Origin of the sequence: Aeromonas sp. R7-2, from assembly GCF_040908105.1 — a bacterium.
GTDB classification, from domain to species: Bacteria; Pseudomonadota; Gammaproteobacteria; order Enterobacterales; family Aeromonadaceae; genus Aeromonas; species Aeromonas caviae.
On the sequence record NZ_JBFODC010000012.1, the window covers coordinates 267,185 to 281,658 of the forward strand.

Genomic DNA, 14,474 nt, shown 5'->3' on the forward strand with positions numbered 1-14,474 from the left:
TTTGCTCACTTTCTGGCATGAAATCCGGTCGATTCAGAGCCGCTCCAGGTGAATCAGATGATGTTCTGCCGTCGTCAGGATGGCTTGCTGCTGTTCTGTGGTTTGGCCATCCCAGTTGGCGTAGGGCAGGGCGAGGCGAGGGTTGTTGCCAAGTTTGTCCCGGTTGCGCCAGAGAAAGTGCCAATAGAGGCTGTTGAAGGGGCAGCTGTCCGGCCCGCTGCGGGCCTTCACCTGATAGTGACACCCCTTGCAGTAGTGGCCCATCCGCTCGAGATAGGCGCCGCTGCTGGCGTAGGGCTTGCTGCCCATCAGACCGCCATCGGCAAACTGGCTCATGCCGCGGGTGTTGGGCAGCTCCACCCACTCGATGGCATCCACATAGATGCCCAGATACCAGGCATCCACCTCGTCAGGGTGGATCCCCGCCAGCAGGGCGAAGTTGCCGGTCACCATCAGCCGCTGGATATGGTGGGCATAGGCGTGCTCCAGAGACTGTCGAATGGCGTGACGCACGCAGGCCATGCTGGTTTCTCCATTCCAGAAAAAACCGGGCAGTGGTCGTTCGGCCCCGAGAAAGTTGGTGCACCGATACTCGGGCATCTTTTCCCAGTAGAGGGCGCGGACAAACTCGCGCCAGCCGAGGATCTGGCGGATGAACCCCTCCACCTGCGCCAGGGAAATGGTGGCCTGATTGGCCTGCCAGTGAGCTTGCGCAGCGCGGATCACCTCGAGGGGATGGAGCATCTTGCTGTTCATGGAAAACGACAAGCGGCTGTGGAACAGGCTCCAGCCCCGCTCGCTCAGGGCGTCCTGATAGCGACCGAAGTGGGGCAGGCAGTGTGCAAGGAAGTGCTCCAGCAGTGCGCGGCTCTGGCGCCGGGTGACGGGCCAGGGCAGGGCGCCCGCATCGGCACTGCCAATGGTGGCGACGCCGTGGCGGGTCAGCATGGCATCGATGTCGCTCACCTCGTTGGCAAAGGTGAGGGGCGCCGGAATGGGTTGGCTCGCCGGCAATTTGGCGCGATTCTCGGCATCGAAGTTCCAGCGCCCCCCAAGGGGCTGGCCGCGCTCATCGAGCAACACCCGGTACTGCTTTCGCAGGGCGCGGTAGAAGAACTCCATCCGGCTGTGGGGGTAGCGTCGCCAGCCATCGCGGGGGGTGAGAAAATGTTCGCTGTCCACCTCAGCGGTCGGGATGGCAAGCCCTGAGGCCCACTGGGTCAGCTGGCTTGCAAGGCGCCACTCGTCCGGGCTCTGCCAGGCGAAGCGCTCGGCCTGATGCGCTTCGAGCTGGGCCGCCAGCAAGCTCGGCAAATCGGGCCAGGGGGCGCTCTCATCGAGAGTCAGGTAGCAGACCCGGTGGCCCGCCTTGGTGAGGGCGGCGGCGAAGGCGCGCATGGCGGCAAAGAAGGCGAGCACCTTCTGGCGATGGTGGCGGCAGTAGTCCGTCTCCTGGCGCAGCTCCGCCATCAGGTAGCAGACAGCGGCATCCGGCGTGCGAAACCAGCTGTGACCTGCGTTCAGTTGATCCCCGAGAATGAGGCGCAGCTCCATCAGGGGTGCTCCTTCCGACGACGGCAGCGTTCGCTGCAATAGCGCACTTCCTGCCAGCAGCGGGCCCACTTGCGCCGCCAGGCAAAAGGACGTTGGCAGACGGGACAGATCTTCTCGGGAAGATGGGGTTTGAGGTGCATGTGGCGGCCCTGTTGATGCCCTTGGTTTCTCTCTGCCTCCTTAACGAAGCACCATACGGTCGGGATCACTGGGAGAGCAGAAAGAGGCAGCAGGGGGTGATTGCCACTCATGAAAAAGGCCCCCGCACCTGCCGGTTCGGGGGCCCTTGTTCTCGTAGCCGTTACTGGCTGCTGAAGAGCCTGGGCTGGGGAGTGGACTGCGCCGTCAGGGTCATGCGGCCCGAGGTTTCCAGCCAGCTCTTGATCTTTCTGGCATCGGCGACCCGTTCATCCGTGGTGTTGGCGTGAAGCAGCACCATGACCACGGGCTCGTTGTTGACCCGGGTTCCCATCACCAGGCAGCGCCCCGCCTCGCGGATATAACCGGTCTTGGAGACCAGAATGGGCCAGCTTCCTTCCCGTACCAGGCGGTTGGAGTTGAGGTAGTGCAGCTGGCGCTTGCCGTTGCGTACCAGACGCTGCTCGGAGGCAGTGTACTGGCGGATCAGCGGGTAGGTGGATGCGGCAGCAGCCAGTTTGGCGAGATCGTGTGCGGTGGAGACGTTGCGGGGGTTGAGCCCGGTGCTGTCGGCGAAATGGGTGCTCCACATGCCGAGCATGCGGGCCTTGGCATTCATTGCCTCGATAAAGGCTTTGCGGCCACCCGGGTAGTGCCGTCCCAAGGCGGAGGCGGCGCGGTTTTCAGAGGACATCAGTGCGATGTGCAGCATGTCGGCGCGGCTCAGGCGCGAGCCCACCGCGAGGCGCGACCCCGTGCCCTTGAGTCTGTCAACGTCATCCATGGTGACGGTGAGGGTCTCGTTGAGGCGCTGATTGCCATCCAGTACCACCAGCGCTGTCATCAGCTTGGTGATGGAGGCGATGGACATCACCCGGTTGGCGTTGCGCTCTGCCAGTGTCTCGCCGGTTTTCGGGTTGACGACCACGTAGGCATCGGATCTCAGCGGCAGGTTGCTGCGGGGTTCGAGCAGGCTGTTGGTGGAAGAAGAGGTCGCAGAAAACGGGTTGGCATGGGCGCTTTCCATGCTGGCGGGAAGGAGGAAGGCGCCGAGCAGCAAGGGAAGAAAAGGACGAAGGTTCATGATTTGACTCTACTACGACTCACAGGGACATTTGGCTAAGTTATATGACGGTAATTGACGCTTCACAACGTCTGGTGGCCGGATATTTCCATTTTATGGGCCAGCGCACCTTGAAATCCCCCGCATCGGGGCTATTAGGCCCGATAAAGGGAGTCATAGAGGCCTGTCAGGCCATGCCAGACACGCCACCACGGGGGCGCACTATATGCTGGCGAGGAGCGGGATGACGACTCTTTTTGCACCTTTCGGCGCCTTGGGATGATGAAGGGGTCGTTAATGGCGACCATGGCGATAAAAACGGCGCCCGGCAGGGAAGATGGCCCGCTGCATTATCGCCGTTTTGCCCCGCTTCATCCTCCCATCATCCTTGCGGTCTGAATGGCCTGGATCAGCGCGGCCCGATTGATGCGGGGGCGCTCTTCATCGAGCAGTTGCTGCCACAGCGCAATGGCCTGGCTGTAGCGACCATGCAGGAAGTGATCGGAGGCGAGCAGCATCAGGGCGCTCACCTCGCCCTTGTCCTGTTTGAGCGCACTATCGAGTAGGCGCTGCGCCTCCGGGGTGAGCTGCTGGCCTGCCTGGTAGTAGAGCACGGTAGCCTGGGCGGCCTGGGTCGCCGCGCTGGCCCCCCCTTCTTGCAGGGCGAGGCGCTGGTAGGCGAGCAAGGCGTTGTCGTACTCGTCCCGATAGAGATAGAGCTGACCGAGCGCCGCCCAGCCGTCGAGATCGGCAGGGTTGGCTTGCAGGCGCTGGTGCAGGGCGCCCAGCTCCTTGTCCTGCAGATCCCGCGGGCTCAATCCCGCCAGCGGATCGGGGCGCGACTGATAAGCCTGCCACGCCTGATAGCGGCCGGTGCCGGCATAAATACCGGCCATCAGCGCCAGCAGCAGGCCCCCAAGCAGTATCCAGGAGCGCAGCCAGGGCAGCGGACGGGCGGTGCGGTCCTTGGCCAGCCGCTCGCGCAGGGCCTGTTCGGCAAGTGGGGTGGCGTTGGCGAGGCGGGCCAGCTCCAGCTCCCGGTAGAGGCGGCTGTGGGGGGCAAGCCTCGCCTGCTGCTCGGCCATGATCAGCCGGTTCAGTTCGGCCCTGGGGTCGTGGGCGAGCACCCCCTCGGCTCTGTCGCCGATAAGCGGCACCCGCGCCGGTTGCCGGCGATGCAGGCTCCTGCGCAGGCGATGGAGCGCCAGCAACAGCAAGAGGGCGGGGCCGCCCCACAGCAGCGCCGTGCTGCGCTTGAAGGGGGGATCGTAGCGCACGAAGTCGCCGAATCGCTCCGTCATGCGGGCGATCACCTGCTCATCAGACTGCCCCTCGTCCACCCAGCGGTAGACCTCGAGCCGCAGATCCCGGGCAATGGGGGAGTTGGACTCCACCAGATTCTGGTTCTGGCACTGGGGGCAGCGCAGGGAGCGGGCCAGCTCCTGAGCACGGGTCTGCCGCTCGGGGTGGCGAAACTCATAGGTGTCGACCCCGCTGGCAAGGGCCCCGAGGCTCAAGGCCAGCAAGAGCTGCGCTATCAGGGCGTGGCCGAGACGGCTCATGGCTTGCTCTCCTGCACTTCTCTCTCTGCTTCTCTTTCCACTTCGGGCTGGCTAGCGGTGTTGCTGCGTACCTTTGCAAGCAGGGGGGCAAACTGGCGTTGCCAGATGTCCCGGGTGAGCTCACCCGTGTGGCGGGTCAGCAGGGTGCCGTCGCCGGCGAAGAGATAGGTCTCCGGCGTGCCGTAGACGCCGAGCTCCAGCGCGAGTCGGCCGTCGGGGTCGGTCAGCACGGCGCGATAGGGGTTGCCCGCCTCGGTGAGCCAGGCGCGGGCGGCATCGCCCTTGTCCCGGTAGTTGAGGCCATAGAGGGGCACGGCGCTGGCCAGCTCACCCAGCAGCGGATGCTCGGCGCGGCAGTTGGGGCACCAGCTGGCCCAGACGTTGAGCACGAAGGGCTCCCCCTTGAGCGCCGCGGTGTGGATGGGGGCGCCGCCAAACAGATCGTCACTCTGCCACGCGGGCAGGGTGCGCCCTGCGACGGCCTCATCCTGGCTGTAGGGGTTGTTGCCAAGGCCGAGCCAGAGCAGGGCACCGAGCCCCAGGGTGAGCACGAGTGGCACGAACAGGCGCAAACGGGCGTTCATAAGGACTCCTGTTCAAGCCGAGGGGAGGGGGCAGCAGCTGGGGCAGGATGGTTAGCCAGCAGCGGCCGGCGGGCGAGCAGGCGCAGGGTGCCACCCGCCATCATCAACAGGCCACCGAACCAGATCCAGCGCACCAGTGGCTTGTAGTGCAGCCGCATGGCATAGGCGCCGGGTCCCATCTTCTCGCCAAGCACCACGTAGAGATCGCCAAGCATTCCCCATTTGATCCCGGGTTCGTTCATGTTCATGGTGCGCACGCTGTAGTGACGCCGCTCCGGCGTCAGCCGCGCCACCTCTTTACCGTCTTTATGCGCGCTCAAGGTGATGCGCTCGGCGGTGTAGTTGGGGCCGATGAGCGGCTCGCTCCCCTCATAGCGAAACGCGAAGGCGCCGAGCCGATAGGGCTGGCCTGCGGCGAGTACCGCGCCCCCCTCCTGACTGTGGTGACTCACCTGCGCAATGCCGAGGGCGCACACCGCCACCCCGAGGTGGGCCAGCAGGCTGCCGAACCGATTGAGGGTGAGCTTGCGCCGCGACGTCGGTTGCAAGAGCGGGAGCAGCAGGCTGGCCATCAGCCAGAGGCTCAGCACGTTGGCCGCAAGCCCCAGCCAGTTTGCCCGCAGCGGTTCGGGATAGGCGAAGCTCAGCAAGGTGCCCCCCAGCAGGCCGAACAGGCATGGGAGCAGTACCTGGATGCGGCGCTGGGCTGCCAGATGCTGCCAGCGCAGGCGCGGCAGCTGGGTCATCAGCGCCATTAGGCAGAGGGCCAGCGGCACGAAGATGGTATTGAAATAGGGGGCGCCCACCGAGAGCGAGCCCAGATGGAGCGACTGGAACACCATGGGGTAGAAGGTGCCGAGCAGCACGCTGGCGCAGGCCACGCAAAGCAGCAGGATGGCGGCGCCGAGCAGTCCCTCTTTTGACAGCAAGCCAAAGCGGGCATAGGGGGCGCGAATGTCCGCCCGCAGGGCAAACAGGGTGAGGGCGAAGGTCAATAGCAAGCCGAGCAGCAACAAGAGGGTAAGGCCGCGGCTGGGGTCGACCGCAAAGGCGTGCACCGAGGTGAGCACCCCGGAGCGCACCACGAAGGTGCCGAGCAGGCTCAGCGAAAAGGTAAAGATGGAGAGCAGCAGCACGGCGTGGCTGTAAGCGCCGCGCTTCTCGCACACCACCAGGGCGTGCAGCAGGGCGGTGCCGAGCAGCCAGGGCAAGAGGGAGGCATTTTCCACCGGATCCCAGAACCACCAGCCGCCCCAGCCGAGCTCGTAGTAGGCCCACCAGGAGCCCAGCACGATGCCGGCGGTGAGAAAGACCCAGGAGCCGAGCGCCCAGGGGCGGCTCCAGTGGGCCACGGCGCCATCAAGCCGACCCGAATGCAGCGCCGCCATGGCGAAGGCGAAGTTGACCGCAAAGCCGACGTAACCGAGATAGAGCAGGGGCGGGTGGATGATGAGGCCGATATCCTGCAGCATGGGGTTGAGATCGCGCCCCTCCAGCGGCCCTGGGAACTGGCGGTCAAACGGGCTGGAGAAGATCAGGGTATAGAGGCCAAACAGCCCGACGATCAACCCCATGATGGCCAATACCCGGGCTGTGATCAGCGGATCGACCCGTTTTGAACAAATCGCCACCAGAGCGCCCCACAGCCCCAACGCAAAGACGAAAAAGAGCATGGAGCCTTCATGGCCGCCCCACACCGCCGCCAGTTTGAAGCCAAGGGGCAGGGCGCTGTTGGCGTGCTGCGCCACATAGACCAGGGTGAAGTCATCCTGGCCAAAACAGCTGGCGAGCAGCAGCAGGGCGGCCCCGAGCAGGAGCGCGACCAGGAGGGCCAGCGGCTTTGCACAGCCGAGCAGCGGGCGTGAGGCGAGCCGCAATCCCAGCCAGGGCAGGGTGCCTTGCAGCAGGGCGAGCCCGGTCGCCAGCAACAGTGAGAGATAGCCGAGCTCTGCCAGCACACAACCTCCAGGATCAATCTTTGATGTCATTCATGTCATGCGACACACGCCGCGTCGTCTCCCTTTGGGGGAAAACATTGCCAAGCAACGGGTGTGGCATCACCAGAAATTCATTGGGCCAGCAACAAACCAGCGCCAGTCACCCGAGGGTGGCTGGCGCTGGTGATCATACCTTTAAACTACCGTCATCTGGCCGGCGTAGAGCACGAAGTAGCGCAGCAGCAGGATCCCCACTAGGGTCAGGCTGCAGACCAGTACCAGATAGCCGTTTTTGGCCCGCAGCGGCGCGGGGGCCAGCAGGGCCAGCAACTGGGGCAGCAGCATGCCGATGCCCACCACCCCGAGCCAGAACACCTGAGCCCAGAAGCCGCTGCCGATGGCGGCCCACATGGCTGCCTCCTTCTGGCCGCCACCGAAGTAGAGGCCGGTAAAGAAGCAGACCAGCAGCAACACCTCCACCGCCAGCACCGGCCGCTCGAAGCGGTGGACAAAGCTCACCCCCTGGCTGTGATGGTTCTCCTTGAACAGGGTGACCGCCAGCAAGATGGTGGAAGCGATGCCGGAGCTGACGCCGGAGATGAGGAACAGCACCGGCAGCACCGGGTTGTTCAACAGCGGGTAGGTCTTGAGCGCCGACAGCAGAAAGCCGGTGTAGGCCCCCAAGAGCACGGCGAGCAGCAGCAAGAGCGGCGCCAGCAGCCGCTCGATGCGGGCGAGCCAGCCAATCAGACCATCCACAAAGGCGAACTTCTCTTGCAGCAGGTGACTGCGCAAGGTCTCGATCTCGGCCCGAAATACCACCGCCAGCCAGGCAAACAGTACCGCCATGTAGACCTGAAACAGCATGACCCCCATCGACATCACGGAGTCGAACTGGTAGTGGAACATCAGCTTCCAGAAGGTCCAGGGGCGGGCCAGGTGGAAGATGAGGATCAGTAACCCCAGCACCACGCTCACCGGCGCCAGAATGGCGGTCGCCTTGATGATGCCGCTCTCGCTGCCGGCTCCCTTGCGGCGCAGCAGCACCGAGAGGCTGGTGGCCCCGGCGGAGATGCCGAGCAGAAAGAGATAGATGGCGATTGGCCAGTCCCAGACAAGTGAAGGGAAGTGAAATGCGTCATGCAACATGATCCATTCCTCCTTCTGTTACTGCGGTAGATGGCGATCGGACAAATCCCCAGACAAGGGAGGGGAAGTGAAACGCCTCTTGCATCGTCATGACTTTATCTCCCCTTTGGGCACGCGGTACATCTTGGGCGAAGTGCCGAGTGCCTGCTTGTAGCGATAGGTGGTCTCCTTCACCAGCCGTTTGGCGATGGGGCTGTCCGGGTCATCCAGATTGCCGAACACCAGCGCCTTGGTGGGGCAGGACTCCACGCACGCCGGCTCCTTGCCCGCCGCCAGGTTGGTCTTGCGGCAAAAGTCGCACTTGTCGGCAACCTTGGTCACAGGGTTGATAAAGCGCACCTGATAGGGGCAGGCGGCCAGACAGTACATGCAGCCGACGCAGAGATCCGGGTTGACGTCGACGATGCCATCCTCCTTGCGGATATGTGAGGCACCGGTCGGGCAGACGTGCACGCAGGGAGCGTTGTCGCAGTGCTGGCAGGATTTGCGAAAGAAGTGGTACTCGGCATCGGGGAAGGTACCAATGGGGCCGGAGCGGATGATCTCGAGGCGCGAGACCCCCTCTGGCACCTGATTCACCTCCCGGCAGGCATCCATGCAGGCGGTACAGCCGATACAGGCCGTCTCGTCGTGGAGCATGCCAAAGCGCACCCCGTCGATGGTCTGGCTGTGGGCGAGGGGGGTGGCAAGGGTGCGAGTCGGCCCTGTCATCATGATGAGGGCCCCCGCACTCATCCCCGCCATGAAGTGACGGCGAGAGCAGCTCATGGTACCTCCTTGCCCGAGGTGGTGTTCGCCTTGGCCGCCTTGACGACCTCATGCTGCTTGCTGTGGCAGTCGACACAGAGCTTGATGCGGGACTTCTCCGGAATCGCCGCCATGGGCTCCTTGGCCGGGTGCAGCTGGTGGCAGCTGGTGCAGGTGAGCTTGGTGGCGTGCACGTCGTGTGCCCAGAGCGCCTCGCGCAGCGGTTTGGGCTCGTGACAGCTCATGCAGATCCCGTTCTGCTCGGCGATGGGGTAGCTCTCGGTACTCTGTTTGTCCTTGAAGCTGTCGCTAAAGCGCATCACATCCTTGACCCCTTCCCGGTGTTGGGGGGAGGGCTGACCATGACAGTTGGTGCAGGTGACCGGCGCCAGGTTGTTGGGGTTGGTCGCCTGGCCGTGCTTGCCGTGCATGCCGTATGCCTGCTCCTTGTGGCAGTCGGTACAGGCCTTGTCGGCACTGCGCAGAAATTCCACTTCATGTGTAGTCGGTGCCGGGGCGGTTGCCGCATCGGCGGCCTGGCCCTGCAGGCTGGTGAGCAGCATGGCTGCCATCAGCATCAGTCGTAAGAAATCCATTGTTAAATCACCCATAGGAAGCCTCCATCCGGCTGCGGGCCCGACACGGCGGGCCCGCATGCCTCGTCATTGTGCGAGCCGTCCGGCCGCTTTGGCCTCGGCATCCCAGGCGGGGACAGTGGTCTTGAGGAACTGGGCCTTGTCGCTGTTCATCTGCTTCATGTCCATGCCAAGAGCGGCCTGGGCCTTCTCCTTGCTGGAGATGTCAGGAATGGCGATCTCGTGGCTGATCCCCTTGGCGGCCAGCAGGCGTGCCAGCTTGGTGCGGGCGTCGGCGGCCTTGTCCAGGGCGGTTCCCAGCATGCGCAGCGCCACTTCCGGGGCGTGCATCTGCACCCCGTGGGAGGCGATGGAGAAGTCCCAGCGCCATTGGGCGTGACGGATATCCTGCAGAATGTCCTTCATCTCGGCCTCGGTGGCGCCGGCATCCCAGGCGGCCTTGGCTTCAAAGTGGGCGTGCACCAGCTGCTTCTCGACTTTGAGTTTGATCTCGGTGACGGCATCCTTGCGCTGCTTGACCACCCCTTGCAGCATCTCCTTGCTCTGGGTGTGGCAGTTGCGGCAGGTCTGATCGAAGCGATCGAAGGGGTTGCCTACCTTGTGATCGGTGTAGACCTTGCCCTGCTCGTTTTGCACCTTGGGCATGTGGCAGTCGACGCAGGCGACGTTGTTCTGGCCGTGAATGCCGGCGCGCCAGGTTTCGTACTCGGGGTGCTGGGCTTTGAGCATGGGGGTCTTGGAGAGGGCATGGGTCCAGTCGGCAAAGCCAATCTCGTCGTAATACTCTTCCATCTGCTCAACTGTGGTGCCCTTGTCCCAGGGGAATTTCACCGCCTTGGTGGGGCCGCTGAAGTAGTACTCCACGTGGCACTGGCCGCATACCTGGGACTGTTGATCGAAGCGCCCCTGCTCCTTGAACGGCTTGCCGATGGCGGTCATGGCCCGTTCGGCATAGGGACGGGAGAGGTGCAGGGCGGGTTTCCCCTCCTTGAACTCTTTCGAGGCGGTGTCGTGGCAGTCGGCGCAGCCGATGGCGTTGACGATTTCCGGTCCGCCTTTTGCCCACATCCCCTTGAAGTAGCCATCCTCACCCTTCTCGTCGATGACGCGGGCCACGTCCGGGCCTTTGCAGCTCCAGCAGGCCATGGGCAGCGGACCGTCTTCGGCGGTCTTGGGGGCGCCGGTGCGCAGGGTTTCCCGCACGTCGGTCAGCGCATAGAAGTGGCCGCGCGGCTTGTTGTAATCCTTGGAGAAGGGGTAGCCGGCCCAGAGCACCACCATCTGCGGATCTTCCGCCAGGGCGTCGGTGCGCTCGCGGCTCTCGCTGGTGCCTTTCCAACTGGTGAACTGATCGGCGTGATCCTTGGCGAACAGCTCGCTGCGCGCCTCGATCTTGCCCTTGGGGGCACTGTCGTCTGCCTGTGCCAGACTGCCTGCACCCAGCAGGGCGGTCAGCAGCAGGGCCGCCAGCCCTAGTCGAAATAGCTTGTCATATGAACCCACGGTCATCACTCCCAGATAAAAAGTCCATGTCGGGCCTGACCGTTCCATCTTGGTGTGGACATCTGTGCTCATCATCGACGGGCATGGCAGGCCGATCCATTGTTATGGCTGCATATAAATTGGTATTTATGCAATTGCTCGGGGGGATAATACCAAATGGGTAAAATGGATAATCATTTATCCCCGTGGGAGTTGCGCTAGATCAATTGAGGGGGGTGAGGGATGCAAAAAGTGCGATCCAGGTGGAATTATTGAACCTCATCCGAGGGTTATTTCCACCCGTTCTCTTTTGATGAAAATAGGTAAAAACGATGTTCATCATGCTGGCGAGGGGGGAAGGGCGAGAGGCTGCGGGCAGATACAGCGCATGACGGGAGAGAGTGAACCGATTTTATTGAATTTAAATTCAATATTAAGCTTGCGAAGGGGTGAGGGGGAGGCTTCGGTTTTCCATCCCCATGGCCCCTGTCAAGGGGCTCTGTGACAGAAGCTGTCGTAGAAATGGGTGCCAAGAGAGCCATCTATTTTTATAAAAGAGAAATTAAGGGCTTTATTCCAGCATATTCGCGTCCTGGTAGCGTCTTATTGAATTTAATAGGACGGTTTGCGGCATTTACTTTCGATATTTTCGAAAATGACGAAGGGTTATAGGGGGTGATTGACGGTAAAATAGCCGCCTGTCACGGAGACTTTCCCTTTACGCTTCATGTGCTGGGAAGTCTGTGTTTACCCGTTGGAGGATATATGGCCGAGCTGCGAATCGATAAACCGACTCTTATTGCCAAGGTGGAGGGCGCCGTGTTTGTGATGGATGCGGACGGCTCTTTGCGCCGTGCCACCCCTGGCATGCAACTGGAGCCCGGGATGCGCCTGCTCACCGAATCCGACGGACAGGTGGAGCTGGCGGAGGCTGGCAGCGAACGCCCCGAGCCCACCCAGCCCGAGGCGGCACTGCCCGCCGGTGCCGATGCCGAGCTGGCGAGCCTCCAGGAGGCGATCCGCCAGGGGGCAGACCCGACCAAATTGTTTGAAGAGACGGCGGCCGGTAACGCGGCGGCCGCTACGGTTGGCGGTGTGGCCGGCTCCAGCGCCGGCGGTTTCGTGGTGGTGGATCGTATCAATGATGCGACCCTGGCCGAGGCGGGATTTGACACCGGCCATGAGGCGCGCCAGCCGGGCGACGAGTTGCTCTATGCCGAAGATCAGGATCTGCTGGCGGCCATCACCATCACAGAACCCCAGACCGACGACAACATCATCAATGCCGACGAGGCGACCGGCGTCATCATTCGCGGCTTTGTCGAGGACGTGGAAGTCGGCCAGACCGTCACCGTCACCCTGATAGATCAGGATGGCAACCGCCTGACCACCACCACAGTGGTGCTGCCCGGCTTCGTCTGGGAGGCAAACTTCGGCGACGTCACCGGCAAACTGGTGGACGGCCCCCTGACCATCCAGGCCGATACCCAGGACGCGGCTGGCAACCGGGCCAGCGACACCGGCCAGACCCTGCTCGACACCATCACCACCATTACCCTGGATTTGGCGGACGAGAGCGACACCGGCACCAGCCAGACCGATGATCTGACCCGCGACACCACACCGCTACTGCAAGGGAAGGGGGAGCCTGGCGCTACCGTTACCCTGACCCTGGAAGGCAAGGTGATGGCCGTGCTCACCGTGGATGGCAACGGCAACTGGCAATATCAGATCCCCGATACCCTGGCCGATGGCGCCCATGATTTTCGCGTCGATGCGGTGGACATCGCGGGCAACCGGGCCAGCGACACCCTGACGGTGACGGTGGATACCCGTGCCGCCATCGACATCGACGATCTCGATACCGACAGCATTCTCGGCCATGACAAGGTCACCCTGAGCGGCAGTACCACGGACGTGGAGGCGGGGCAGCGGGTGACCATCACCCTGATTGGCCAGAATGGCCAGACCCTCTTCAACGGCAGTGCCCTGGTGGGCAGTGACGGCCGCTGGCAACTGGGAGGCCTGGATCTCTCCAGCATCCAGGGCCCCTACGAGGTTCGCGCCGAGGTGACGGATCTGGCGGGCAACCGGGTGATCGACGGGGCTCCCCTCATCGGTCAGAGCGATACCCTGACCCTCTCCGAGGCGGATCTCGCCAAGGGGCCGGTGAGCGCCACCGGATCCCTGCACACCGGAGCCGGGCTTGATGGCAACCTGCAGGTGAGTTTTGCCGCCGATCAAGGTGCCCTCAATCAGCTTGGCCTGACCAGCCACGGGACGGCGCTCGCCTACCAGGTCAGCGGCCAGACCCTCACCGCCAGCGCGGGGGGCGCGACCGTCTTCACCCTGACCCTGGCCAACGACGGCAGCTATCGCATCGTCTGGAACCAGAGCCTGGATCACGGCCAGGATAGCCTGAGCCTGCCCTTTGCCCTGGAGTACCGCGACAGCGACGGGGATCTTGTGAGCGCCAATCTCACCGTCAACCTGGTGGACAGCACACCGCCGGACTTCACCATCGCCCCCATCAGCCTCACGGAGGATGATTTCACCAATCCGGCGGCGGTGGTGGGACAGAGCCAGTTCGTGGTGGGCCATCAGTCCGATCCCTTGGTGGCAACAAGTGCCGTCTTCGCGGATCAGAGTGCAACCCTGGCCCGTCTCAACGGCAGCGGCATCAGCAGCGACGGCCACGCCTTGACCTTCGAATTCACCGGTGATCGCCTGCTGACGGGTTATTACCTGGATGGCAATGGCAAGCGGGTCGAGGTGCTGAAGGCCGAGCTGACCGCCAGCCAACATGGCAGTGATATCGATGGCAATGTCACCGTCTCCCTCAATGGGCCTCTGGACCATCAGGGCAGCGACCAGCTCTCCCTCGGGCTCACCGTTTCCGCCAAGGAGATAGACGGCGACGAGACCCGCGCCGATCTGGTTGTCTCCATCAGCGACGGTGTGGATCCCCGCCTTGGCATCGATAGCGGGGTCACCTTGCAGGAAGGGGCCTCTGGCCAGACCCTGGATGGCCAGCTGCCGGTGAGCGTGGGCAGCGATCGCCTGGTGTCGCTCAACTTCGAGGCGAACCAGCCCGGCCTGAATGGCCTCACCAGCGGCGGCCAGCCGACCCACTATCAGGTCAACGGCAACGTCATCACCCTGCTGGATGCGGGTGGCAAGACCATTCTGACCGTGACCCTGGGGCTGGATGGCAAGTACCAGGTGGTGCTCGACGGCGTGCTGGATCAACCGGTCAGCACCAACAGCGTCAACCTGGGGCTGCAGGTGCAAGGCACCGACTTTGACGGGGACAAGAGCAACCTTGGCACCCTCAATATCCATATCACCGACGGCGTACTGCCCCAGGTCGACCCCGTCTCCCTCACCCTGGTGGAGGACAGTGACTGGAGCACCGCCCAGACCCTCAGTGGGGATCTCAATATCACCGCTGGCACGGATCCCTTGGTCAGCATCGCATTCGATGCCAGCCAGCCCGGCCTGCAGGGGCTCACCAGCGGCGGTAAGCAGGTCGTTATAAACGTGAGCGGCAACAGCATCAGCGGCGCGGTCAACGGCCAGAACGTCTTCACGTTGACGCTGGATCAGAACGGTCACTACGTCTTCACCCTGAACCAGCCGCTGGATCAGGGGAGTGCAGACAG

11 protein-coding genes are annotated in these 14,474 nt (G+C 63.3%); 1 reads left to right on the top strand and 10 read right to left on the bottom strand.

Annotated features, from left to right (window positions below):
- Window positions 1-33: 33 nt before the first annotated feature.
- From AB5Y47_RS02630 to nrfA, 10 genes are all read right to left on the bottom strand, one after another.
- Window positions 34-1,554, bottom strand: coding sequence for a cryptochrome/photolyase family protein (locus AB5Y47_RS02630; RefSeq protein WP_368219768.1), 1,521 nt, complete (start codon window positions 1,552-1,554; stop codon window positions 34-36).
- Window positions 1,554-1,694: a DUF2256 domain-containing protein gene (locus AB5Y47_RS02635; RefSeq protein WP_080944260.1), complete on the bottom strand. Its 141-nt coding sequence runs from the start codon at window positions 1,692-1,694 to the stop codon at window positions 1,554-1,556. Before AB5Y47_RS02635 ends, AB5Y47_RS02630 begins: the two co-directional genes overlap by 1 nt.
- 161 nt (window positions 1,695-1,855) lie before the next feature.
- The gene (locus tag AB5Y47_RS02640; protein ID WP_029314613.1) at window positions 1,856-2,776 is read right to left on the bottom strand and encodes a serine hydrolase; all 921 of its coding nucleotides are present in this window, start codon (window positions 2,774-2,776) and stop codon (window positions 1,856-1,858) included.
- Window positions 2,777-3,126: 350 nt separating this feature from the next.
- Window positions 3,127-4,317, bottom strand: a complete 1,191-nt coding sequence (gene nrfF / locus AB5Y47_RS02645; protein ID WP_216987305.1) for a heme lyase NrfEFG subunit NrfF — start codon at window positions 4,315-4,317, stop codon at window positions 3,127-3,129.
- On the bottom strand, window positions 4,314-4,901 hold the full coding sequence (locus AB5Y47_RS02650; RefSeq protein ID WP_216987306.1) for a DsbE family thiol:disulfide interchange protein: 588 nt from the start codon (window positions 4,899-4,901) through the stop codon (window positions 4,314-4,316). The genes nrfF and AB5Y47_RS02650 overlap by 4 nt, the downstream gene beginning before the upstream one ends.
- Complete coding sequence (nrfE, locus tag AB5Y47_RS02655) at window positions 4,898-6,859, bottom strand: heme lyase NrfEFG subunit NrfE (protein ID WP_368219770.1); 1,962 nt, start codon at window positions 6,857-6,859, stop codon at window positions 4,898-4,900. The genes AB5Y47_RS02650 and nrfE overlap by 4 nt, the downstream gene beginning before the upstream one ends.
- Window positions 6,860-7,033: 174 nt before the next feature.
- Window positions 7,034-7,987, bottom strand: coding sequence for a cytochrome c nitrite reductase subunit NrfD (nrfD, locus tag AB5Y47_RS02660; protein WP_052815439.1), 954 nt, complete (start codon window positions 7,985-7,987; stop codon window positions 7,034-7,036).
- An 87-nt stretch (window positions 7,988-8,074) separates the two neighbouring features.
- Window positions 8,075-8,755, bottom strand: coding sequence for a 4Fe-4S dicluster domain-containing protein (locus tag AB5Y47_RS02665; RefSeq protein WP_103243039.1), 681 nt, complete (start codon window positions 8,753-8,755; stop codon window positions 8,075-8,077).
- A complete protein-coding gene (gene nrfB, locus AB5Y47_RS02670; RefSeq protein WP_319896093.1) occupies window positions 8,752-9,345 on the bottom strand; it encodes a cytochrome c nitrite reductase pentaheme subunit in 594 nt (197 codons plus the stop codon). The genes AB5Y47_RS02665 and nrfB overlap by 4 nt, the downstream gene beginning before the upstream one ends.
- Before the next feature lie 51 nt (window positions 9,346-9,396).
- Window positions 9,397-10,839 (bottom strand): ammonia-forming nitrite reductase cytochrome c552 subunit, encoded by a 1,443-nt coding sequence (nrfA, locus tag AB5Y47_RS02675; protein ID WP_368219773.1) that lies wholly within the window; start codon window positions 10,837-10,839, stop codon window positions 9,397-9,399.
- A gap of 738 nt (window positions 10,840-11,577) precedes the next feature.
- Between nrfA and AB5Y47_RS02680 the strand changes: the two genes are divergently transcribed.
- Window positions 11,578-14,474, top strand: a 2,897-nt coding sequence (locus tag AB5Y47_RS02680) for a retention module-containing protein (protein ID WP_368219775.1), incomplete at its 3' end; no start/stop codon positions are given.

Coding starts and splice junctions, on each gene's coding strand:
- AB5Y47_RS02630 (WP_368219768.1), bottom strand. CDS start 1,554: ATGGAGCTGCGCCTCATTCTCGGGGATCAACTGAACGCAGGTCACAGC.
- nrfB (WP_319896093.1), bottom strand. CDS start 9,345: ATGGGTGATTTAACAATGGATTTCTTACGACTGATGCTGATGGCAGCC.
- AB5Y47_RS02640 (WP_029314613.1), bottom strand. CDS start 2,776: ATGAACCTTCGTCCTTTTCTTCCCTTGCTGCTCGGCGCCTTCCTCCTT.
- nrfA (WP_368219773.1), bottom strand. CDS start 10,839: ATGACCGTGGGTTCATATGACAAGCTATTTCGACTAGGGCTGGCGGCC.
- AB5Y47_RS02665 (WP_103243039.1), bottom strand. CDS start 8,755: ATGAGCTGCTCTCGCCGTCACTTCATGGCGGGGATGAGTGCGGGGGCC.
- nrfF (WP_216987305.1), bottom strand. CDS start 4,317: ATGAGCCGTCTCGGCCACGCCCTGATAGCGCAGCTCTTGCTGGCCTTG.
- AB5Y47_RS02635 (WP_080944260.1), bottom strand. CDS start 1,694: ATGCACCTCAAACCCCATCTTCCCGAGAAGATCTGTCCCGTCTGCCAA.
- AB5Y47_RS02650 (WP_216987306.1), bottom strand. CDS start 4,901: ATGAACGCCCGTTTGCGCCTGTTCGTGCCACTCGTGCTCACCCTGGGG.
- nrfD (WP_052815439.1), bottom strand. CDS start 7,987: ATGTTGCATGACGCATTTCACTTCCCTTCACTTGTCTGGGACTGGCCA.